We start from the raw sequence: 20,322 nt of genomic DNA, 5'->3' as shown, positions 1-20,322 counted from the left end.
CCCGTCCCGGTTGCCCTGAGCACGTCCAGACGTAAGGAGACGACATGTCCGTGAGCCACGGGCCGCGCCCGCCCAAGGCCGCAGTTCTCCTTGCCCAGAGCATCGTCCAGGACACCTTGCGTGAACGGCTCAAGCCGGGCGACATGCTGCTTCCAGAGCGCACGATGCTCGAGCTGTACAAGACCGGTCGCGGCACCCTGCGCGAGGCGCTTCGGCTCCTGGAGTTCCAGGGCGTCATCTCCTTGAAGCCCGGCCCCCGCGGGGGGCCAGTCCTGCAGGACCCGGACGCATCGCACCTGGCGAGCACGGTGATCTTGCTGATGCAGCTCAAGCAGGCGCCCTTCCGGAGCATCGTCGAGGTGCGCTCTGCGCTCGAACCCATGACCAGCAGCCTCGCTGCGGTGCGGATGACCGACGAGGACCTCAGCGCCCTCGAGGAGTCCGTGTTCCAGATGCGCGACGAGCTGGACAACCAGCGTTCGTTCCTCGCCGCGAACACCCGGTTCCACGACGTGATTGCCTGGTCCTCGGGCAACGCCCTGTTCGGCTACATCGTCGACTCGCTGCTGGGCATCATGGACGGGAGCGCGATCGGCATGGACTACCCGCCGCACCGGCGTACCGCCATCCTCGAGGCCCACGTCGAGATCTTCGAGGCCCTCAAGTCGCGAGACCCCGAGGCCGCCGAGGAACGGATGCGCCGCCACATCGAGGAGTACGAACGCTACGCCGAGCGCAAGTTCCCCCACCTCCTCGACGAGGTGATCCCCTGGGAGCAGAAGTTCCTTGTCTGAGCAGAGGATCGTCGTCGTCGGCGCCGGGGTCGCCGGGTTGCGTGCGGCACAGCAGCTCCGCTCCGCGGGCTGGGACGGGTATCTCGGCGTCATCGGCGCCGAGCAGCACTTCCCGTACAACCGACCACCCTTGACCAAGGAGGCGCTCCGACACGGAGTGGACCTCGAGGCGCTGCGGTTTCCGTTGCCGGACGCGCGCATCGACTGGCGTCTGGGAACGAGGGTCAACGCAAGCGATCTCGCCGAGAAGCGCCTGACGGTCGAGGGACCCCGCGGGAGCACCGAGGAGATCGGCTTCGACGGCCTGGTCATCGCCACCGGGGTCGCTCCGCGCCGGCTGCCGGTCGGCGGGCCCGACAGCTGGCGGCACATGCTCCGGACCCCGGAGGACGCCGCAGCCCTGCGAGGTCGCCTGGTCGACCGACCACGCGTCGCGGTCATCGGCGGCGGTTTCGTCGGCTGCGAGGTGGCGGCCGCCGCCAGGTCGATGGGCTGCGAGGTGACGGTGGTCGAACCGCTGAGCACCCCGCTCGAGCGGGCGGCCGGCCGCGAGGTCGGTGCCGAGGTCCAGCGCCGGCACGAGGTGCTCGGCGTCCGCTTCGTTCTCGGCCGGACGGTCGTCTCCCTCGAGGGCGACGACCGCGGACCGACCGGAGTGGTGCTCGACGACGGCCAGGTCGTCACGGCCGAGGTGGTCGTGGAGGCGGTCGGGAGCGTGCCCAACACGGACTGGCTCGCCGGCCAGGGTCTCGATCTGTCCAACGGCGTCCTCTGTGACGAGGACCTCCACCCGCTGACGGATCGCGGACCCCTGCGCGACGTCGTGGCGCTCGGCGACGTGGCGCGATTCCCCATTCCCTTGTACGCCGCGGGTCCGGTGCGGATCGAGCACTGGCAGATGGCCGGCGACTGTGCCGGCCACGCGGCGAGATCCCTGATCGCCGGCATCGCCGGGCATCGGCCGGACACACCGTTCGACCTCGAGCCGAGCTTCTGGACCGACCAGTACGACACCCGCATCCAGTTCTTCGGTCTTCCCTCGCAGGGGATCGACGACGTCCGCGTGCTCGAGGGCGACCTCCAGCACGAGGCAGTGGTCGGCTACCACCGCGACGACACCCTGGTCGGCTTCGCACTCCTCGGAATGCGCCGGCGGATGATGCCCTACCGGCAGCAGCTCGCCGAGGGGCTGCGCGCGGCCCGCGCGGAAGCCGCGATGTCCTAGGCGGACAGCGAGGCGATTCGATGGAGGCCTCGCGAATGTGCAGCCGCGAAAGCGGGCACACCGAGTGCTACGGTGCGGATCCCTGCCAATCATCGTCCCCAATCTCGCGGAGGTGCTGATGTCGGTCGAGCCCGAGCGGCTGGACACCTCGGTCCGGCGACGGGACAAGACGTCGGAAGTCATCGCTCGCGCAATCGTGCGGCACGTGCAGACCCAAGGCCTCGAGCGGGGCACCCGCCTGCCCCCCGAGGCCGACATGATCGCCGACTTCCGGGTCGGACGGGGCACGTTGCGCGAGGCATTGCGCATTCTCGAGGTCAATGGCTTCATCACCCTCAAGCCCGGCCCCGGGGGTGGGCCGATCGTGGAGGGCCTCCAGGGCGAGAGCTTCGGCCGGATGGCGACGCTGTTCTTCCAGATGGGCGGGACGACGTACCGCGAGCTCGTGGAAGCACGGTTGATCATGGAGCCCGTCGCGGCGCGGCTCGCCGCCGAGCACCAGCGGGAGGCCCTGTCCGCGGGGCGGCTCGAGGGCGCCGCCTCCGTGGACGACGTCAGCGACGAGAACGTCTACCTGATGCACACCAGTGACTTCCACGCAGCGGTCATCCGGGCCAGCAGCAACGGCATCGTCTCGCTGTTCTGCCAGTCGCTCGCCGACGTCTACCACGAGCGCGTCCGGGGAGTGCTGTTCCCCGTCGACCGTCGCGAGGACGTCGTCACCGCCCATGAGGCGATCGCCCGGGCCATCAACACCGGCAACGGATCGCGGGCGGAGAAGCTCATGCGCCAGCACATGGAGGAATACGCCGCGTTCGTCTTCGAGCGGCACCCCGGGATCATGGAGGAAGTCGTCGAGTGGCGCTGAGCGGCCGGGTTCGGCCGCTCTAGTCATCCACCTCTCAATTCCTTATCATGATCGACAACGTTCGCGGCGGTCGGTCCGGAGGTACGAGGGTGCAGTTCGGACTCGCAGTCGTCAACGACTTCCCACCCGGAACGCTCAGCCAGGACAAGATCGCGCACCTCCGCGACCAGGTGCGCGCGGCCGCCGACGCCGGCTTCGGCTCCGTCTGGCTGCTGCACCACTACCTGGGAAACATGGAGACCCTGGCGCCCATCCCCACGATGGCCGCCCTCGCACCGCACATCGGCAGCATGGACATCGGCACGAACATGTTCATCCTCCCGCTCAGCCACCCCGTGGAGGTCGCCGAGTCCTTCGCCACGCTCGACCACCTGACGAACGGGCACGTGATCGCGGGGTTCGGCATGGGCTACCGGCCCAACGAGTTCGATGCGTTCGGCATCCCCATGGCCGACCGGTTGGGTCGTTACGAGGAGAGCGTGCAGATCCTTCGCGAGCTCTGGTCAGGCAATGCGGTCAGCTTCACGGGCAAGCACTTCACCATCGACAACGAGAGAGCCAGCCTGCGCCCCGTCCGTCCCGGCGGGATTCCCATCTACGTCGGATCAGGCGTCCACACGGCCGGCGCCCGCCGGGCGGCCGCGCTGGGCGACGCCTGGCTGGTGCCTCCACATGCGAGCCCGGAACGTCTCCAGGTGGTCCTCGCCTACTACCGCGACGAGCGCGAGCGGCTCGGCAAGCCTCGCGACGAGGGCCTCGCCGTGCGGCGGGACATGCTGCTCGACGACGACCAGGAGCTGGCTCGGACCGTCGGGCAGGAGGTCCGCGCGAAGGCGTCGGCGGCGTACGGCGCCTACGCCCCGCCCGACACGACCGGCGTCTACAAGCACCTGGAGGGCCGTGACAAGGCTGACGAGGTGGCCGATGAGTCCTACATCTTCGGCGATCCCGAGTATGCGATCGCGAGACTGCGAGAGCTCCGCGACACCGGGATCGACACGGTCATCCTGCGGATGCAGTGGTACGACCTGCCGCAGGAGCGGGTGCTGAAGACGCTGGAGATGTTCCGGACCAGGGTGATGCCAGCGCTCCGCGACGACACTCAGTAGCTGCGGGGCAGCCCGAGGACGCGTTCGCTGACGTAGTTGAGCACCATCTGCTGGCTGACCGGTGCGAGCTTGTGCAGTCGCGCTTCCCGGAAGTAGCGCTCGACGTGGAACTCCTTGGCGAAGCCGTAGCCGCCGTGGGTCCCGACCGCGTGGTCGGCGGCGAAGTTCGCGGCCTCCGCTGCCAGGTACTTGCCCATGTTGGCCTCCTCGGCGCACGGAAGGCCGTTGTCGAGGAGCCACGCGGCCTTCTGCAGGACCAGGTCGGCCGCCTCCAGCTTCATGCGGGCCTCGGCCAAAGGCCAGGCGATGCCCTGGTTCTGGCCGATCGGCCTCCCGAACACCACACGTTCGTTGGCGTAGGTCACGGCGCGCCTGAGCGCGGCACGGCCGATCCCGAGGGCGGCGTTGGCGGAGAGAATGCGTTCGGCGTTCAGTCCGGCGATGATCACCTCGAAGCCCCTGCCGACGTCGCCGACCACGTCCTCGTCGGGGACGAACAGCTCGTCGATGAAGAGCTCGTTGGTGTCGACAGCGTTGCGACCCATCTTCGGAATCGGACGGACCAGGATCTTGTCGCGGTCCATCGGGGCGAAGAAGACGGTCATCCCGTCAGTCCTCTTCGCGCCGGCGTCCCGGGCGGCCGTTCGGGTGAGCAGGAGGATCCGCTCGGCGCTCTGCGCCTTGGTGATGAACACCTTCTTGCCCGTGACGAGGTAGCCGCCGTCGACCTTTCTGGCGAAGGTGGAGATGTTGGTGGTCTCGGTCCCGGCGTCGGGCTCGGTCACCCCGAAGGCGATGTGCAGGTCTCCGCTGATCATCCGTGCCAGGAAGCGTGCCTTGAGCTCCTCGCTCCCGTACTTGAGGATCGGTTCGAAGCCGAAGATGCCGATGTGCACCGCACTGCAGGCGTTCATCCCTCCCCCCGACTCGGCGAGGGCCTGCTCCACGACCGCGGCCTCGGCGATGCCCAGGCCGCCTCCGCCGTACTCCTCAGGCACCGTCAGACCGAACCAGCCGGCATCCGCGACGGCCCGCCAGAAGTCGTCCGGGAACTCCTTCGACTCGTCGTGCTCCATCCAGTAGTGGTCGTCGAAGGGCTGGCACAGGCGCAGCACGGACTCGCGGAGCTCCTTGTGGAGCGGGTTCTGCTGGAAGTCCATCCACACACCGATCTCGAGAGTTCTTTGATAACTATTATCAGTAGTTGTTCTCCGCAGGCCAGTCATCAGAACCCAGAGATCGCCGTGTCGCGAGGTCGACCTGGACCCCGGCCACCGAGATGAAGCCCGCCAGCATCCGGTAGAACCCGACGAGCAGGACAGCCTCCACGGTGGCGTCCTCACCCAGCAGCTCGCGGGCGGTCGTCCAGGTCGCCTCGGTGAGGTCCCCGACCTCGACCACTTCGCCGACCAATGCCATCACTGCCGCCTCCGCGGGCCCCCAGGCGGCAGCGGCTCGGTCCGGATGAGCTGCGGCCTCGATGCTTCCGGTGGCGATGCCCATGTCGGCCGCGATCCAGCGGTGCTGGGTGAGCTCGTACTCCGAGCCCAGCAGCGCAGCGGTCCTCAGGATCGCGAGCTCTCGCTGCGTCGCGGTGAGCGCCCCCCGCGTCAGGAAGTAGCCACCGAGTGCGCTCACGCGGCGCATCAGCTCCGGCCACCGGACCATCGTGGAGAACAGGTTGAGCGGCGCACCGCCGGGGCCGGCCAGCGTCTTCGACAGCAGAGCGGCCTGTTCGGCGTCCGGGTTCTCGACGGGCGGTATCCGCATCACTCAGAATCCGTTCGGCAGCAGTTATGGATCATCATTCGCAGGAATACGCTACAGCGGCGGGGCAGCGACGCGCGGCGCCAGGCGAGAGGACGGAACGCATGATCGGGATCCACCATGTCGGCATCGTCGTGTCAGACCTCGACAGGTCCATCGACTTCTACACCAGCGTGCTCGGACTTCGGATGGCCACCGAGCCGTCCGAGCGGGCCTCCGGCGAGGTCATCGACACGCTGCTCCGGCTTCCCGGCGCCAGTCTGCGTGGCGTGATGCTCTCAGCGGGCGATCAGGAGATCGAGCTGCTCGAGTTCTCCAGCCCGCCCCGGGACTCCGACGACCTGATCGCCTCGCACGCTCTCGGCGCCCAGCACGTCGCGTTCGAGGTGAGCGATGTGCAGGCGACTCGCGTCGCGATCACAGCGCGAGGCGGGCAGTTCCTCGGGCCCGTCAACGTCATCGACGAGGGACCGTTCGCCGGGCTGCGGACGACGTTCCTGCTCGATCCCGACGACGTCAGGGTCGAGCTGGTCGAAGTCGCCTACCGCGACTCCGAAGCACGCGAGCGAGCGATCGCCGAGTACCGCAGCTCGCGGGAACAGGCACCCACGGCATGAGGTGACGGCTTGACCACAAACCCTGATCATGATTACCATGAGTTTGTGGAGCGATCAGGTGACGTCCGAGTTGAGGACCGCGGCGACAGCCGCTGGATCATCCTCGACAACCCGGGGGCGCGCAATGCCTACGACCAGCACATGGCGGTTCGCGTGGCCGAGGTGCTCGAGGAGTGCGGCGAGGTGCGCTCGGTGGTCATCACGGGCTCCGAGGGCGCATTCTGCGCGGGCGGGATGCTCGCCGGCATGACCTCGCCGACGACGCGCGGCATGCGCGCGCTCTACCGCGCCTCGTCACGGATGTTCGACGCCATCCGGTCCTGCCCACGTCCGGTGATCGCCGCGGTGAACGGCGCTGCGGCGGGCGGTGGGAACGAGCTGGTGGTTGCCTGCGACCTCGCCGTCGCCTCGGCCACGGCCACCTTCGGGCAGACCGGACCCCGCGTCGGCTCCGCCCCGGTCACCGGTGCGACCAACGTGCTGTCCGTCCAGATCGGCGAGAAGCGCGCGAAGGAGATGGCGATGCTCTGCAGGCGGTACTCCGCCCAGCAAGCCCTCGACCTCGGCCTGGTCAACGCGGTCGTCCCTGATGACGAGCTCGAGCAGGAGGTGGAGCGCTGGTGCGCGGAGATCGCGGCGCTGAGCCCCCGCTACCTCGAGATCACCAAGGTCAGCTCCAACGTCTGGTGGAACAGCGCCCGGGACTCCTTCGCGCAGGGTGTCGGCATGCTCGTCCAGGCGATCGGGAGCCCGGACATGGTCGAGGGCGCCTCGGCGTTCCTCGGCAAGAGGCCGCCGCAGTTCCAGCTGGATCCCGGCGAGCTCCCGACCCAATCCCACTAACCGACCGCACACCTGATCGGACACGAACGATGGACTTTGCCCCGAACTCCCTCCACGACGACATCCGCGCCGCGGTGCGCGACATGATGGAGCCTTTCGACGACCAGTACTGGATGGAGCACGACAACTCCAAGGAATTCCCCTGGGAGTTCTACAACGCAGTCGCGAAGGCAGGCTGGCTCGGGATCACCATCCCCGAGGAGTACGGCGGCGGGGGCCTCGGCGTCACCGAGGCCGCGATCGTCGAGCACGAGATCTCCGCCTCGGGCGGCGGGATGAACGCGTGCAGCGCCGTGCACATCGGCATCTTCGGCTTCGACCCGATCATCCGGCACGGCTCCGAGGACCTCAAGCAACGGTTCCTGCCTCGTGTGCCCAACGGCGACCTGCACATCTCCTTCGCCGTCACCGAGCCCGATGCGGGCACCGACACGACCGGCATCACGACCTTCGCCCGCAAGGTCGAGGGCGGGTTCCGGGTCTCGGGCAAGAAGGTCTGGATCACCAAGGCCAAGGAAGCCGAGCGGATGCTGCTGCTCGTCCGTACGACGAAGCGTGAGGACTGCGCGAAACGTACCGACGGCATGACCCTGCTCTTCGCCGAGATGGATCCCGACCACGTGCAGATCCGCGAGATCCCCAAGCTCGGCAGGAATGCGGTCGACACCAACGAGCTGTTCATCGACGACCTGTTCGTCGCCGACGAGGACGTCGTCGGTGAGGTCGGGAAGGGCTTCCGGGCCATCCTCGCCGGCCTCAACGCGGAGCGGATCATCGCGTCCAACGCCGCGACCGGGATCGGCCGGGCCGCGGTTCGGCGCGCCACGTCGTACGCGAAGGAGCGGCAGGTGTTCGGCCGGGCGATCGGCCAGAACCAGGCGGTCTCGCACCCCATCGCCGAGGCGATGATGCGCCTCGACGCGGCGCAGCTGATGATCGACAGGGCCGCGTGGCTGCTCGACAACGGCTACGAGTGCGGCAAGGAGGCGAACGAGGGCAAGTACCTCGCTGCCGACGCAGCGTTCAAGGCAGCCGACGTCGCCATCCAGGTCCACGGCGGCTACGGCTACGGCAAGGAGTTCCACGTCGAGCGCTACTTCCGCGAGGCGCGTCTGAAGCGGATCGCGCCGATCACCCAGGAGATGGTCCTCAACTACCTGGCCGAGCACGTCCTCGGTCTGCCGCGCAGCTACTGAGAGGACCGACGACATGTTGCCCTACCGCTCCGTCCTCTTCGTCCCGGCTCACAAGACGTCCTGGTTCGAGAAGGCCGCAGACTCCGGGGCCGACGCCGTGTGCTTCGACCTCGAGGACTCCGTCCCCGACCACCTCAAGCCCGAGGCCCGGGAGCAGGTCGCTGCCGCCGTCGAGCGGTTCGCCAAGTCACACCCGGCGATGGGGTTGTTCGTCAGGCCGAACTCGCTCGGCACCGGGCTGGCCGGCGTCGACCTGGAGTGGGCGGTCGCACCGGGGCTCACCGGCGTCTTCGCACCGAAGGTCAATTCCGCCGTCGAGGTGTACAAGTACGACGCACTGCTCGACCACTTCGAGGCCCGCGCAGGGGTCACGGGCCTGGAGTACATCGTCCCCGTCGAGACGATCCAGGGCATCCAGAACTGCGAGGAGATCGCGGCAGCATCTCCGCGCGTGGGCGCGATGATCGGTCCGACCGCCGAGCACGCCGACATCGCGAAGGCCGTGGGCTACGAGTGGACCCCGGAGGGCACCGAGTCGATGGTCCACCGGACCAAGATCCTGCTCGCCACGCTCGCCGCCGGACGCCACCCGCTGACTGCCCTGTGGGAGCGGATCCGCGACCTGGACGGCCTGCGCGAGTTCACCACGCGCGGCCGCAAGATGGGCTTCCGCGGGCAGATCGTGCTCCATCCCTCCCACGTGCCGGTGGTCAACGCGGTCTTCACGCCGGACAGCGAGCAGATCGACTTCTACCGGGGCCTGCTCGACACCTACTACGCCGCCGAGAAGCGCGGCGACGGCGCGGTCATGTACGGCGAGATCCACGTCGACAAGGCCCACGCCGACAAGGCCGAGGAGTGGCTGGCACGGGTGGACCGGCTCGCCGAGCTCAACGGCGGCATCTGAGACCAAGGACCCAGCACACAAGGAGAGCACCATGGCCGGCCTTTACTTCGAGGACTTCGAGATCGGCAAGGAGTACGTCCACGACTGGACGCGCACCGTCACGGAGACCGACACGATCCTGTACTGCGGACTCACCATGAACCCCGCGCCGATCCACCTGGACCAGCACTACATGGAGGGCACCATCCATGGTCAACGGCTCGTCCCGAGCCTGTGGACCGCCGGTGTGATCGGCGGGATGATCGTCAACGACCTGACCCTCGGCACGACGCTGGGGAACCTCGGCTACACGAAGTTCGACTTCCCCCGTCCCGTCTTCCACGGCGACACGCTCCGCGCGGAGACGACGATCACCGACAAGCGGGAGTCCAAGAGCCGCGAGGACTCGGGCATCGTCTTCTTCGAGCATCGCGGCATCAACCAGAGGGGCGAGGTCGTGCACATCGCGCACCGCGCGGGCCTGATGCTGAAGCGCGCGTTCGCGAACCGCGAGGTCGTCAGCTCGTAGGGCCGGCCGGCTCCCGCAGGTGGTACACGCGGCGTGCAGTCCCGGCGAGCACTGATTCCTGCTCGTCCCGGGACAGCGTCGCGACCAGGTCGTGGGCGGTCTCGACGGTGCGTGCATAGGAACCGGCTCGAAGGCTCACCGGCCAGTCCGAGCCGAACATCACCCGCTCGGCGCCGAAGCACGCGAGCACGTGGTCCACGTAGGCCTTCAGGTCCGAGACCTCCCAGCTCGACCGGTCGGCCAGCGTGGTCAGCCCGGAGAGCTTGCAGATCGCGTTCGGCAGCCGGCCGAGCGCCGCGATGCCGGCGGCCCACTCCTGCGAGGCGGGTGAATGCCATCCGGACGTCACCGGCGGCTTGCCGGCGTGGTCCAGGACGAACGTGGTCCCGCCATGCGCGGCGACGGCCGCGTACGCCGCGGCGAGGTGCCCGGGCCCGAGCAGCAGGTCGAAGGCCAGGCCCCGCCGGCCGAGCAGCCCGAACGCCGGCCCGTCCGCTGCGCGCGCCAACCAAGCAGCGGGATCTGGCTCCGCAAGGGCCTGGTGGCGCACCCCGGCGAGATGGGCGCCCGACGGATGACTGGCCAAGGAATCGAGCTGCGTCTCCAGGTCGGGGCGGAGGAGGTCGATCCAGGGCACGACACCGATGAACGGCCGTCCGGCACCCGCCCACATCAGGTCGTCGGACTCCGCGGCGTCGTTGAGGACCTGCACCAGCACTGCACTCGAGACTCCGGCCGATGCCACCTCCGCGGTGAGCTCGCCGGGCTGGAAGTCGCGCGCGAGGACGGCCATGCTGCGAGGGTCGATCCACGGTTGCGGCCGGCGGTCCAGATCCCACACGTGCACGTGTGCGTCCACGACCGGCGAGCTGACCGTCGTACCGTCCACGCCGCCTCCTGCTGAATCGGTCCATCGCAGCTCTTGCGCCGTCAGATCCCGAAAACTATATTATTCATATGCATGATTGTCGCAAGGAGGTCTGATGACGGAACGCAGGGAGCCACCCCATGAGCTCGACGTGCTCGTGGTGGGCGGCGGCTTCTCGGGCCTCTATGCCCTCCACCGCCTGCGGGAGCAGGGTCGGCGGGTCCACCTCATCGACGACGCCCCGGACGTGGGCGGTGTCTGGTACTGGAACCGCTACCCGGGCGCCCGCTGCGACATCGAGAGCGTCGACTACTGCTACTCCTTCTCCGACGAGATCGTGCAGGAGTGGACGTGGACCGAGCGCTACCCGGCGCAACCGGAGATCCTGCGCTACCTGAACTTCGTGGCGGACCGGCTCGATCTGCGCCGGGACGCGAGCTTCCGGACGCGGGTGGAGTCGCTCACCTACGACGAGGAAGCCGACCACTGGGTCGCCGTCACCGACCGCGGCGACCAGGTGGTCGCGGAATTCGTGATCATGGCCACCGGCCAGCTGTCGAAGACGCAGCTCCCGGAGATCGAGGGCCTCGAGGACTTCAGCGGCGAGCTCTACCACACCGGCCAGTGGCCGCAGGAGGGCGTGGACACCGCCGACAAGCGGGTCGGCGTGATCGGGACCGGGTCCTCGGGCGTCCAGGTGATCCCGCAGCTGGCGAAGGGTGCGGGCCACCTCTACGTCTTCCAGCGGACAGCGCACTACGCGATCCCGGCGAACAACAGGCCACTGGAGCCGGAGTTCATCGCCGACCTGAAGAGCCGGTTCGGCGAGTACCGCGAGCAGGCCCGCCACACGCCTGGCGGGACGCACCGGGTGATCGGCACCCAGGCAGCTCTCGACGTGGACCCGGGGGCGGTCCAGGAGATGTTCGAGGGCCATTGGGCGCGCGGCGGTCCGGACATCCTCGCCTCCTACACCGACCTGCGGACGAACGAGGACGCGGCCGAGCTGGCCGGCGACTTCGTCAGGGAGAAGATCCGCGGCCTCGTGCGGGACCCGGAGACGGCCGAGAGGCTCTGCCCGAAGGGCTACCCCTTCGGGTCCAAGCGGCTCGTGCTCGAGATCGGGTACTACGACACCTTCAACCGCGACAACGTGACGCTGGTCGACGTCAAGGCTGACCCGATCGAGCGGATCACGCCGAACGGTGTCCGGACGGCCGGTCAGGAGTACCCCCTGGACGTCCTCGTCCTGGCGACGGGGTACGACGCGCTCACCGGCGCCCTGTTCGAGATGGACATCAAGGGGGTCGGCGGCCTGACCCTCCCTGAGGCCTGGGCGGAAGGGCCGCAGACCTATCTCGGCGTCGCCACCCACGGCTTCCCGAACATGTTCTTCGTCGCCGGAGCGGGATCCCCGTCCGTGCTGTCGAACGTGGTGATCTCCATCGAGCAGCACGTCGAGTGGATCACCGACTACCTCGAGCACATGCACAAGAACGGCCTGCACCGCGCCGAAGCCGGGCTCGAGGAGCAGCGCACCTGGGTCGCGGAGGTCAACGAGATCGCGTCGCACACGCTCTACTTCAAGGGCAACTCCTGGTACGTCGGTGCGAACGTGACCGGCAAGCCGCGGGTGTTCAGCCTCTATCTCGGCGGCGTCGGCCGTTACCGTGACATCTGCGAGGACGTGGCCGCCGACGGCTACCGCGGCTTCGTGACGACCTGAGGACGGCCTGGGACGCGATGGTGGCCGGGACGTCCGATCGGAGCGGCGCAGCGGTGACGGACCTCGACCACGAGATCGCCGCCCTGCGAGACCGGAGCCGTGAGGCGGGGCTCGCGCCCCTCGTGGAGCTCTCGCCCAGCGAGGCCCGAGAGCGGGTGCGGGGCGGCAACCGCCTGTGCGCGGCCGGACCCACCGAGGTCGCCGTCACCGACGTGGTGGCAGAGCACGGTGGACGCGGCGTCGATGTCCGTGTCTACGCAGCTGCAGACGCCGCAGCGACCCTCGTCTACGCGCACGGCGGCGGCTGGGTCACCGGCGACCTGGACTACTCCGACGAGCTCTGCCGGTTCGTCGCTGCGGGCGGCGTGCGCGTCGTGAGCGTCGACTACCGGCTCGCTCCCGAGCACCGCTTCCCCGCCGCCTTCGACGACATGCTCACCGCGACGTGCTGGGCATCCGCGACCCACGGACGAGTGGCGGTCGGCGGTGACAGCGCGGGCGGCAACCTGGCCGCGGCGACCGCGCTCGCCCTTCGCGACGAGCCGGATGTGCGACTGGCGTTCCAGGTGCTGGTCTATCCGGTGCTCGACACCGACGTCACCACGGACTCCTACGCCTCCGAGGCCGAGGCCTTCCCGATGGGAGCCGCCGACATGCGCTGGTTCCTCGACCACTACCTCGACGGCAACCCGCGTGAGGACGACCGGGTCGCGCCACTCGTTGCGGCGTCGCTGGCCGGTCTGCCTCCGACCCACCTGGTGGTCGCAGGGCACGACCCGCTCCGCGACGAAGCCCGCTCGTTCGCGCGGAGGCTGGCCGAGGCCGGCGTACCGGTCACGGCGGAGCTGCACCCGTCGCTGTGCCACGGCTTCCTGCGCTTCACGGCCGCCTCGTCCGGCGCGCGCACGGCCCGCGACGGCCTCGTCGCGCGCATCGTTGCGCTGGCGGAGGACGTCGCGCCGGCGCTCGGCTGACCGGGCACCTGATCAGGACAGGAAGCCGCCCTCGACAGGGAAGTCGGCCCCCGTCACGAAGGCCGCCGAGTCGGAGAGCAGCCACAGCACGACGGCGGCGACCTCGTCGGGAGATCCGAGACGCTGCACCGGGTGCAAGGCACCGATGGCGGCGCGCGCTTCTGCGTCGTGCCGCTCGACGAGCAGCGGCGTCTCGATGAACCCCGGGCTCACGGTGTTCACGCGCACGCCGAGCTCGGCATTCTCCATCGCTGCCGTCCGGGTGAGGCCGATCACCGCGTGCTTGGAGGCGACGTACGCCGCCGAGCCGACCCACCCGCGGTGTGCCAGGACCGACGCCATGTTGACGACCGACCCGCGCCCTGCGGTCCTGCGGATTAGGTCGAGCTCCATCCGCAAGGAGAGGAAGGTGCCGTCGAGGTTCACCGCGAGGACGTTGCGCCACATCTCCGGGTCGTGGTCGGCCACCAGCTGGTTGGTCACCCCGATCCCGGCACTGTTGACGGCGAGGTCGAGTCGGCCGAAGGTCTCCTCGACGTACGCGCCCAGCGCCTCGACCCCCGCCGGGTCGCTGACGTCGACCTGGGCCGCGACGACTCGAGCCGAGTCACCGTCGAGCTCGCCGGCGAGCGCCTCGGCTGCCTCCAGGCTCAGGTCGGCAACGACCACGTGCGCATGAGCCGCCGCGAGCGCGCGCACGCAGGCCTCGCCGATCCCTGACGCGCCGCCGGTCACCAGCGCGACCGCGCCGGCGAAGTCGTAGGACGCAGCTCCGGAACGGGATGCTGTCGCAGAGGGCTGCAGCTGGGATGAATCCATACTGTTCATTATCACCAATCTAGTGCTAGCGTTGATTCATCACAAGACTGGTGGAAGGTGAGCGCAGGTGAAGGCAGCGATCCTGCACGAGTTCGGTGCGGACCTCGTCATCGAGGACGTCGACGTCGCGGACCCAGCACCGGACGAGGTTCTCGTGCGCACGGTGGCGTCCGGAGTGTGCCACACCGACCGGACGATGCAGCTCGGTGCCAATCCGCTCCCCCTTCCCCTGCTCCTCGGCCACGAGGCCGCCGGGATCGTCGAAGCGGTGGGACGAGACGTCACGTACGTCAAGGTGGGCGACCCCGTTGCCACCACGGCCTCCTCGTTCTGCGGGCACTGCCGGTGGTGCCAGCGCGGCGAGCCACAGCACTGCGAGAACAAGGGGCGCAGCAGGCCGGCAGGTCGGCCGCCCCGCCTGAGCCGCCACGGCGAGTCGGTCGAGCCCTTCGTGGGCCTCGGTGGCTTCGCCGACCAGCTGCTCGTGCACGAGCGGACCCTCGTCAAGCTCCCCGACGAGATGCCCCTGGACCGGGCGTCCCTCCTCGGGTGCGCCGGCATCACTGGCCTCGGCGCCGTACGGCACGCCGCGCGAGTCCAGGCCGGTGACACCGTCGCCGTCATCGGGTGCGGGGGCGCGTGGGACTCAATGCCGTCCAAGGTGCCCGACTCGTCGGCGCCGCTCGCATCATCGCGATCGACCGGATCCCCGAGAAGCTCGAGCTGGCGCGGTTGTTCGGGGCGACCGACACCGTGGACGCCTCGAGCGTCCATCCCGTCGAAGCGGTCAAGGAGCTCACCGGCGGGCTCGGCGTGGACCACGCCATCGAGGTGGTCGGCATCGAGGCGACGATCGAGCAGGCCTTCGCCATGCTCGACACCCGAGGCACGGCCACGGTGGTCGGCGTCGCGCGACCCGACGTCCAGGTCCGAGTCCCAGCGGTCGACCTCCTGCTCGAGAAGCGGTTGCAGGGGACCAAGATGGGGTCGACCCGGCCGCGGATCGACATCCCGCTCTACTGCCAGCTCTACCTCGACGGCCGGCTGATGCTCGACGAGCTGCTCAGCGAGACCGTGCCGCTGGAGAAGGTCAACGAGGCCCTCTTCGCCCTCGAGAACCCGCTGGGCGCTCGGACAGTCCTCACCTTCTGACCGGACCAGAGCGGCATCGGCTGGAGTCGCAAGATCGTCGGGGAAGGCTTTGCGGCCCCCGGTTCACTGGTCTCTGCGGTCATCCGCGACCGGCATCCCTCGGGCTCCTTCAGCGCGACAGATGAAAGCCCCGGGGCGCCGCGCTTGCGCACGACGCCCCGGGGACGAGGGTGGAGCGGCTCAGGCAACGCCCCAGAGCTTGTAGTACTGCTCCTCCATGTCGGCGACGACAGGGAAGATCTCCTTGTCGGTCGGCATGTCGTCCTTGGTGATGATCCAGCTCGGGACGGTGGTCTTGGCCTCGAGCGGCACGCCCGCGAAGATCCGCGCAAGTGCGTCGACCTGGGAGTACATCTCCTCCCAGTACGGGAAGGCCACCGATGCCTGCTGCTGACCGCTGGAGATGTACTGCAGCGTGGTCGTGTCAGGACCCTCACCGACCACCTTGATGTCGTTGAGGCCGGCAGCCTTCAGCGCGGCCGGGAGACCGACGCCGAGCGCACCGTCGACGGAGAGCGCGACGTACTTCGTGTCGGGGTGCGACCGCAGGAAGCCCACGATGCGCTCGGACACGTCCTTGCCCAGCGCCGTGATCGGGATGTCGAGCCGGTCAACCTTGCACGCCTTGCAGAAGCTGGCCATGGTGGCCGTGTAGCCCTTGTACAGCTCGGCGAGGATCGGGAAGGCGGAGAGGTCGACGTAGACCGAGTTCGCCTTGCCCTTCGAGTTCGTGATCACCCACGAGGCCATGGCCTGGCCGACCGGGTTCGACTGCGCGGGCTGACCGATGACGAAGTCCAGACCGTTCTCCGGGGGGTCCGTCGTGCAGCAGGCGGTCACGTGGATGCCCAGGGCCTTCGCCTTCTGCAGCTCCGGCTCGAACCCGGCGCGCGGAGTCGCCGAGTAGATGACTCCGTCGGGCTTCTCCCGCAGGATCTGCTGCCACGCAGCCTTCGTCTTCTCGGGTGTCCCGTCGTTGGCGATCTGGGAGAACGTCCAGCCGAGCTTGTCCGTCGCCTTCTTGATGATGGCGGCCTCGAGCGTGCACGACGGGGTTCCGCAGGCGATGAAGGTGATCTTCTTGCCCGTGGGGACCGGCTTGCCGATCGGCGTCGAGTTGGGGATCTGGGTCGGACGCTTCAGGTAGGTGTCGTAGAGGGCCTGTGCCTTCTCGATGCCGCTCTGGTCGACCTTGTCGGTGGTGCCGCCGCTCGCGGTACCTCCCGCGGAGGAGCCGCAGGCTGTCAGCGCGCCGAGCGCCACCGTCACCACAGCTGCCGTGAGCAGTCGAGGTCGACGTAAGGCTGTCTTCGTACCGAATCGCATGTGCATTTCTCCTTGCGGGATGGGTGATGGGGTGCTGCGCTCCGTCAAGGGCGACGGAACCTGGAACGCCAGCCGGCGCCAGGGGTCTTGGGCTTGCGCTGCACCGTGGTGGTGGCGAGCGCAGCGATGAGCACGATGCCGGTGAACATGTTGGCGGCCCACGTGGGCGCCGTGGCCAGGGAGAGACCAGTGATGCCGGCACCGAGGGTGACCACCCCGAGAATGGTTCCGCGTGCGTTGAATCGTCCGGGCCTGATCTGCGTGGCGCCCAGGAAGGCAGCCGCGAAGGCCGGAAGCAGGTACGGCGTCCCGGCCGTCGGCGAACCGGTCCCCAGGACCGCGGCCAGGACCACTCCGGCCCAGCCCGCGACGACCGCCGAGACGAGCAGCGCGCAGAACTGGATCCGCTTGGTCTTGATGCCGGTCAGCCGGGCGGCCTCGGTGTTGAAGCCGGTCGCGTAGATGCGCCGGCCGACGGCGGTGTGCTCCATCACGAAGTAGGTCACCGCAGCGATGGCCAACATGTAGTAGACGGGCAGGATGAAGCCGCCCACGTCCTTCTGCCCGATGTTGGAGAAGGTGCCGAAGAGCTTGGCGTTCGTGATCGGGATCTCGTTCGTGACGTAGGTGATGAATGCCTGGATGATCGAGCCCGTGGCGAGCGTCCCGATCATCGAGTCGACGCGCATGATCACGACCACGAACGCGTTGATCAGGCCCACGACGAGCGCGACGAACAGCGCAGCGCCCACGGCGGCCCAGACGGGCCAGTCCTTGTCCGCGATGAAGTGCGCGGCCGTGACTCCGGACAGGGACATCGTGTAGGCGAACGACAGGTCGAAGACTCGCGCCGCCAGCGGAATCGCCAACGCCAGCGCCGCCAGTCCGATCACCGCGTTGCTGTTGAACACCTGGCGGACGGTGGCGGTGCGCAGGAACGTGTCGGGGACCCAGATCGAGAAGACCACGATGATCGCGAGCAGGACGTAGAGCGCACTCACCTTGCGGGGATCGAGGTTGCCCCAGATGCGTGAGCGGCCGAGCCGGCGGCTCTCGCGCGAGGGAAGGGTCTCCTGGGTTGCGGCCTCCGGCTGCACTGACTGAAGGGTCATCACTTTCCTGCTTCCATGGCTTCGAGGAGTGAGCGTTCGTCGATGGCTTCACCGACGAGCTCCGCACACTGCTCACCGCGTGAGAGGACGACCACCCGCGAGCAGAGCGCGATGAGGTCGGTGGTGTCGGTCGAGGTGACGACGACGGCCAGGCCTCGGTCTGCGAGGCCACCGATGAGCTCGTAGATCGCCTGCCGGGTGCCCACGTCGACGCCCGCGGTCGGCTCGGCCAGCACGAGCACGCCTGGATCAGCGGCCAGGCAGCGCCCCATCATGACCTTCTGCTGATTGCCGCCCGAGAGGCTCATGATCGACGCCTGCGGACTGGCGACCTTGATCTGGAGCTTCCTGATCCACTCGTCGGCGACGTCGGACTCCCGCCGCGAGGACAACCTGCCGCCTCGCGTGAACTGGTCGAGGACGCGAAGGGTCAGGTTCTCCGCGACCGAGAAGTCGGCAACCGCGGCCTCCCGTTGCCGGTCCGCCGGCACGAGCGGGAAGCCGCTCGTGGCGAGCCGCGAGGCGGGCTTCCACGCATCGTCGGCGAGCTTGACCTCGCCGGCGGTCGCCGGGCGCGCGCCGGCGAGGAGGTAGGGGACCTCCTCGCTCCCGGATCCCGCGAAGCCGGCGATGCCGAGGATCTCGCCGGACGCCACCGAAGCAGTCAGGCTGCGGAGGGTCCCCCCAGCGAGGTCTCGGACGGCGAGCACGCTGGTGGGGTCCGCGACGGGCGGTCGCGAGAGCCGGAAGGCAGCGTCGACCCGGTCGCCCACCATGAGCTCTGCCAGTGACTGCGTGTCCAGGCCGGTGGTCTCACGAGTCGCGATGACGTGGCCGTCGCGGAGCACGGTGACCCGGTCGGCGATCTTGAAGATCTCGTCCAGCCGGTGGGAGACGTAGAGGACGCTCGCCCCGAGCCGCTGGATGCCCCTGACGATCTCGAGGAGCCGGTCCACCTCGGTGTGGGGCAGGACGGCCGTCGGCTCGTCGAGCACCAGCAGACCGCGACCGCTCTCCCACCCGGTCAGGGCAGCCGCGATGGCAACGATCGTCCGCTCGACCGGCGTCGCGAGCGCCAGCGGCTTCCGGATGTCGATGTCGACACCGAGCTTGGCCAGCGAGGCCTCCGTGCGCGCCTCCTGCGCCTTCCAGTGGACCCGGCCGGTCGGGCCGGCGATGAACCCGGCGCTGAGCGCGAGGTTCTCGGTCGCGCTCATCTCGAGGACGAGCCCGAGATCCTGGTGGACGAACCTGATGTGGCTGAAGCCGCTGGTGTCGCGCTGGCCGAGGTGGAAGCCCTCGCCGTTGTAGCGAGCCGTCGAGCCGGGGTCCGGGCTGTGGTACCCGGCCAGGAGCTTGATCAACGTCGACTTGCCGGACCCGTTCTGCCCGACCAGGGCGTGGACCTCGCCCGCGCGGATGTCCAGGTCGACGGCTTCGAGGGCTCGAGTTCCGGCGAAGGTCTTGGAGACGTTCTCCAGAGAGAGGACCGGGACGTCGCCGGAGAGCTCGTCCTCGGTCGCGTCCGCCTCAGCCAGACTCTCGCTCGTGCGCATAGTAGTAATCATCATCATAGATCGGGGTGATGTCAATCACTCAGCAGAACGAATGCAGAAGTTCCAGGTGCTGGACGCGCCGCCGGCACCGGCCGTCGAGACGGTCGGTGCCGGCGAGAGGGGGCTGGGCTGCGAGGAAAAGGGGTCAGGCGTTGGTTCCGCGCCAGGCGAGCGAGCCGCCGTCGACCGTGTAGACAGCCCCGGTGACGAACGACGACGCGTCGGAGGCCAGGAAGCAGGCGACCTTCGCGACTTCATCTGCCTGGCCCGACCGCCTCACGAGGTGGGAGGCGATCATGAACTTCTCGACTGCCTCCTTGTCCTCAGCAGCCTCCAGGAACCCGTGCCGCATCGGGGTGTCGATGGAGCCCGGCGCGAAGCAGTTCACCCGAATCTCCGGGGACAGGTCGACCGCTGCAGCGCGGGTCAGCTGGATCAGGCCTCCCTTGCTCGCGCAGTAGGCGGCCCCCATCGGGTAGCCGGTGAGGCCGGAGACCGACGAGCAGTTCACGATGGCGGGACCGTTGCCCTTGCGCAGCTCGGGCGCAGCGAACTTGGTCAGCAGCCAGATCGCCTTCAGGTTGACGTCGAAGACGGCGTCCCAGACCTCCTCCTCCAGCAGGTCGACGGTCGTCGGCTTGTCCGTGAGGAGGGCCTCGATGACACCGGCCACGTTGACGACCGTGTCGAGGCCCCCCATCGCCTGCACCGCCGTGCCGACCAGGTCGTGGATCTGCTGCCTGTCGCGGAGGTCGACGGCCACCACCGTGGCCGCGGCACCCGTCTTGCGCACCAGCTCGGCGGTCTCCTCGGCCGCATCCGCGTTGCGGTCGGCGAGGACGACGTGGGCTGCGCCCTGGTTGCCCAGCTCGACAGCGACGGCACGTCCGATGCCTTGAGCCGATCCGGTGACGATGCAGCGCTTGTCAAGCGTGGGCTCGGTGATGCTCAAGGC

Annotated in this window: 20 protein-coding genes and 1 pseudogene; 13 read left to right on the top strand and 8 right to left on the bottom strand. The window is 68.7% G+C overall.

Features of this window, described 5'->3' with window-relative positions; translation table 11 throughout:
- The first annotated feature begins 44 nt into the window (after window positions 1–44).
- From ACVW00_RS00675 to ACVW00_RS00660, 4 genes are all read left to right on the top strand, one after another.
- Window positions 45–794, top strand: a complete 750-nt coding sequence (locus ACVW00_RS00675; RefSeq protein WP_457108979.1) for a FadR/GntR family transcriptional regulator — start codon at window positions 45–47, stop codon at window positions 792–794.
- Complete coding sequence (locus tag ACVW00_RS00670) at window positions 787–2,019, top strand: NAD(P)/FAD-dependent oxidoreductase (RefSeq protein ID WP_457108978.1); 1,233 nt, start codon at window positions 787–789, stop codon at window positions 2,017–2,019. The genes ACVW00_RS00675 and ACVW00_RS00670 overlap by 8 nt, the downstream gene beginning before the upstream one ends.
- Before the next feature lie 118 nt (window positions 2,020–2,137).
- Entirely contained in the window at window positions 2,138–2,887 is a 750-nt protein-coding gene (locus ACVW00_RS00665) for a FadR/GntR family transcriptional regulator (RefSeq protein ID WP_457108977.1), read from the top strand.
- Between the two features lie 89 nt (window positions 2,888–2,976).
- The gene (locus tag ACVW00_RS00660; protein WP_457108976.1) at window positions 2,977–3,996 is read left to right on the top strand and encodes an LLM class flavin-dependent oxidoreductase; all 1,020 of its coding nucleotides are present in this window, start codon (window positions 2,977–2,979) and stop codon (window positions 3,994–3,996) included.
- On the opposite strand, the gene ACVW00_RS00655 is transcribed toward ACVW00_RS00660, so the two are convergent.
- Complete coding sequence (locus ACVW00_RS00655; protein WP_457108975.1) at window positions 3,990–5,156, bottom strand: acyl-CoA dehydrogenase family protein; 1,167 nt, start codon at window positions 5,154–5,156, stop codon at window positions 3,990–3,992. The genes ACVW00_RS00660 and ACVW00_RS00655 overlap by 7 nt on opposite strands.
- A 37-nt stretch (window positions 5,157–5,193) precedes the next feature.
- Window positions 5,194–5,766, bottom strand: coding sequence for a carboxymuconolactone decarboxylase family protein (locus tag ACVW00_RS00650; RefSeq protein WP_457108974.1), 573 nt, complete (start codon window positions 5,764–5,766; stop codon window positions 5,194–5,196).
- Window positions 5,767–5,867: 101 nt separating this feature from the next.
- Between ACVW00_RS00650 and ACVW00_RS00645 the strand changes: the two genes are divergently transcribed.
- Genes ACVW00_RS00645 through ACVW00_RS00625 form a run of 5 tightly spaced genes read left to right on the top strand, consistent with a single transcriptional unit; the run spans window position 5,868 to window position 9,834 of the window.
- Window positions 5,868–6,380, top strand: a complete 513-nt coding sequence (locus ACVW00_RS00645; protein WP_457108973.1) for a VOC family protein — start codon at window positions 5,868–5,870, stop codon at window positions 6,378–6,380.
- A gap of 45 nt (window positions 6,381–6,425) precedes the next feature.
- Complete coding sequence (locus ACVW00_RS00640; RefSeq protein ID WP_457108972.1) at window positions 6,426–7,223, top strand: enoyl-CoA hydratase/isomerase family protein; 798 nt, start codon at window positions 6,426–6,428, stop codon at window positions 7,221–7,223.
- Between the two features lie 29 nt (window positions 7,224–7,252).
- Window positions 7,253–8,419, top strand: a complete 1,167-nt coding sequence (locus ACVW00_RS00635) for an acyl-CoA dehydrogenase family protein (RefSeq protein ID WP_457108971.1) — start codon at window positions 7,253–7,255, stop codon at window positions 8,417–8,419.
- A gap of 13 nt (window positions 8,420–8,432) precedes the next feature.
- Window positions 8,433–9,326, top strand: a complete 894-nt coding sequence (locus ACVW00_RS00630) for an HpcH/HpaI aldolase/citrate lyase family protein (RefSeq protein ID WP_457108970.1) — start codon at window positions 8,433–8,435, stop codon at window positions 9,324–9,326.
- A gap of 31 nt (window positions 9,327–9,357) precedes the next feature.
- Window positions 9,358–9,834 (top strand): MaoC family dehydratase, encoded by a 477-nt coding sequence (locus ACVW00_RS00625; protein WP_457108969.1) that lies wholly within the window; start codon window positions 9,358–9,360, stop codon window positions 9,832–9,834.
- Here the strand turns inward: ACVW00_RS00625 and ACVW00_RS00620 are convergent.
- Window positions 9,824–10,723 carry an amidohydrolase family protein gene (locus tag ACVW00_RS00620; RefSeq protein WP_457108968.1) on the bottom strand — a complete coding sequence of 300 codons (900 nt, stop codon included), beginning with the start codon at window positions 10,721–10,723 and terminating at the stop codon, window positions 9,824–9,826. The genes ACVW00_RS00625 and ACVW00_RS00620 overlap by 11 nt on opposite strands.
- A gap of 94 nt (window positions 10,724–10,817) precedes the next feature.
- Between ACVW00_RS00620 and ACVW00_RS00615 the strand changes: the two genes are divergently transcribed.
- Entirely contained in the window at window positions 10,818–12,428 is a 1,611-nt protein-coding gene (locus ACVW00_RS00615) for a flavin-containing monooxygenase (RefSeq protein ID WP_457108967.1), read from the top strand.
- A gap of 53 nt (window positions 12,429–12,481) precedes the next feature.
- Window positions 12,482–13,402 carry an alpha/beta hydrolase gene (locus ACVW00_RS00610; RefSeq protein ID WP_457108966.1) on the top strand — a complete coding sequence of 307 codons (921 nt, stop codon included), beginning with the start codon at window positions 12,482–12,484 and terminating at the stop codon, window positions 13,400–13,402.
- A 12-nt stretch (window positions 13,403–13,414) separates the two neighbouring features.
- Here the strand turns inward: ACVW00_RS00610 and ACVW00_RS00605 are convergent, their stop codons facing one another.
- Window positions 13,415–14,221 (bottom strand): SDR family NAD(P)-dependent oxidoreductase, encoded by an 807-nt coding sequence (locus tag ACVW00_RS00605; RefSeq protein WP_457108965.1) that lies wholly within the window; start codon window positions 14,219–14,221, stop codon window positions 13,415–13,417.
- A 196-nt stretch (window positions 14,222–14,417) separates the two neighbouring features.
- Between ACVW00_RS00605 and ACVW00_RS00600 the strand changes: the two are divergent.
- Both ACVW00_RS00600 and ACVW00_RS00595 read left to right on the top strand, forming a co-directional pair.
- Window positions 14,418–14,678 (top strand): annotated as a pseudogene (locus tag ACVW00_RS00600) (alcohol dehydrogenase catalytic domain-containing protein); the annotation flags it as partial.
- A gap of 182 nt (window positions 14,679–14,860) precedes the next feature.
- Entirely contained in the window at window positions 14,861–15,373 is a 513-nt protein-coding gene (locus tag ACVW00_RS00595; RefSeq protein ID WP_457108964.1) for a zinc-binding dehydrogenase, read from the top strand.
- 180 nt (window positions 15,374–15,553) lie between these two features.
- Here the strand turns inward: ACVW00_RS00595 and ACVW00_RS00590 are convergent, their stop codons facing one another.
- The 4 genes from ACVW00_RS00590 to ACVW00_RS00575 all read right to left on the bottom strand — a co-directional run bounded on the left by ACVW00_RS00590 (window position 15,554) and on the right by ACVW00_RS00575 (window position 20,319).
- Window positions 15,554–16,699: a sugar ABC transporter substrate-binding protein gene (locus tag ACVW00_RS00590; RefSeq protein ID WP_457108963.1), complete on the bottom strand. Its 1,146-nt coding sequence runs from the start codon at window positions 16,697–16,699 to the stop codon at window positions 15,554–15,556.
- A 44-nt stretch (window positions 16,700–16,743) separates the two neighbouring features.
- On the bottom strand, window positions 16,744–17,811 hold the full coding sequence (locus ACVW00_RS00585; protein ID WP_457108962.1) for an ABC transporter permease: 1,068 nt from the start codon (window positions 17,809–17,811) through the stop codon (window positions 16,744–16,746).
- Window positions 17,811–19,367, bottom strand: a complete 1,557-nt coding sequence (locus ACVW00_RS00580; protein WP_457108961.1) for a sugar ABC transporter ATP-binding protein — start codon at window positions 19,365–19,367, stop codon at window positions 17,811–17,813. Before ACVW00_RS00580 ends, ACVW00_RS00585 begins: the two co-directional genes overlap by 1 nt.
- Window positions 19,368–19,512: 145 nt before the next feature.
- Window positions 19,513–20,319 carry an SDR family NAD(P)-dependent oxidoreductase gene (locus ACVW00_RS00575; RefSeq protein ID WP_457108960.1) on the bottom strand — a complete coding sequence of 269 codons (807 nt, stop codon included), beginning with the start codon at window positions 20,317–20,319 and terminating at the stop codon, window positions 19,513–19,515.
- Window positions 20,320–20,322: the final 3 nt, after the last annotated feature.

This window comes from Marmoricola sp. URHA0025 HA25, assembly GCF_054059435.1.
This window is presented reverse-complemented; position numbering and strand designations above follow the sequence as displayed.

What these genes read in the sequence shown, in the direction of transcription:
- ACVW00_RS00675 (WP_457108979.1), top strand. Translation starts at nt 45, where the DNA reads ATGTCCGTGAGCCACGGGCCGCGCCCGCCCAAGGCCGCAGTTCTCCTT.
- ACVW00_RS00635 (WP_457108971.1), top strand. Translation starts at nt 7,253, where the DNA reads ATGGACTTTGCCCCGAACTCCCTCCACGACGACATCCGCGCCGCGGTG.
- ACVW00_RS00590 (WP_457108963.1), bottom strand. Translation starts at nt 16,699, where the DNA reads ATGCGATTCGGTACGAAGACAGCCTTACGTCGACCTCGACTGCTCACG.
- ACVW00_RS00650 (WP_457108974.1), bottom strand. Translation starts at nt 5,766, where the DNA reads ATGCGGATACCGCCCGTCGAGAACCCGGACGCCGAACAGGCCGCTCTG.
- ACVW00_RS00655 (WP_457108975.1), bottom strand. Translation starts at nt 5,156, where the DNA reads ATGGACTTCCAGCAGAACCCGCTCCACAAGGAGCTCCGCGAGTCCGTG.
- ACVW00_RS00645 (WP_457108973.1), top strand. Translation starts at nt 5,868, where the DNA reads ATGATCGGGATCCACCATGTCGGCATCGTCGTGTCAGACCTCGACAGG.
- ACVW00_RS00615 (WP_457108967.1), top strand. Translation starts at nt 10,818, where the DNA reads ATGACGGAACGCAGGGAGCCACCCCATGAGCTCGACGTGCTCGTGGTG.
- ACVW00_RS00665 (WP_457108977.1), top strand. Translation starts at nt 2,138, where the DNA reads ATGTCGGTCGAGCCCGAGCGGCTGGACACCTCGGTCCGGCGACGGGAC.
- ACVW00_RS00630 (WP_457108970.1), top strand. Translation starts at nt 8,433, where the DNA reads ATGTTGCCCTACCGCTCCGTCCTCTTCGTCCCGGCTCACAAGACGTCC.
- ACVW00_RS00580 (WP_457108961.1), bottom strand. Translation starts at nt 19,367, where the DNA reads ATGCGCACGAGCGAGAGTCTGGCTGAGGCGGACGCGACCGAGGACGAG.
- ACVW00_RS00585 (WP_457108962.1), bottom strand. Translation starts at nt 17,811, where the DNA reads ATGACCCTTCAGTCAGTGCAGCCGGAGGCCGCAACCCAGGAGACCCTT.
- ACVW00_RS00625 (WP_457108969.1), top strand. Translation starts at nt 9,358, where the DNA reads ATGGCCGGCCTTTACTTCGAGGACTTCGAGATCGGCAAGGAGTACGTC.
- ACVW00_RS00605 (WP_457108965.1), bottom strand. Translation starts at nt 14,221, where the DNA reads ATGGATTCATCCCAGCTGCAGCCCTCTGCGACAGCATCCCGTTCCGGA.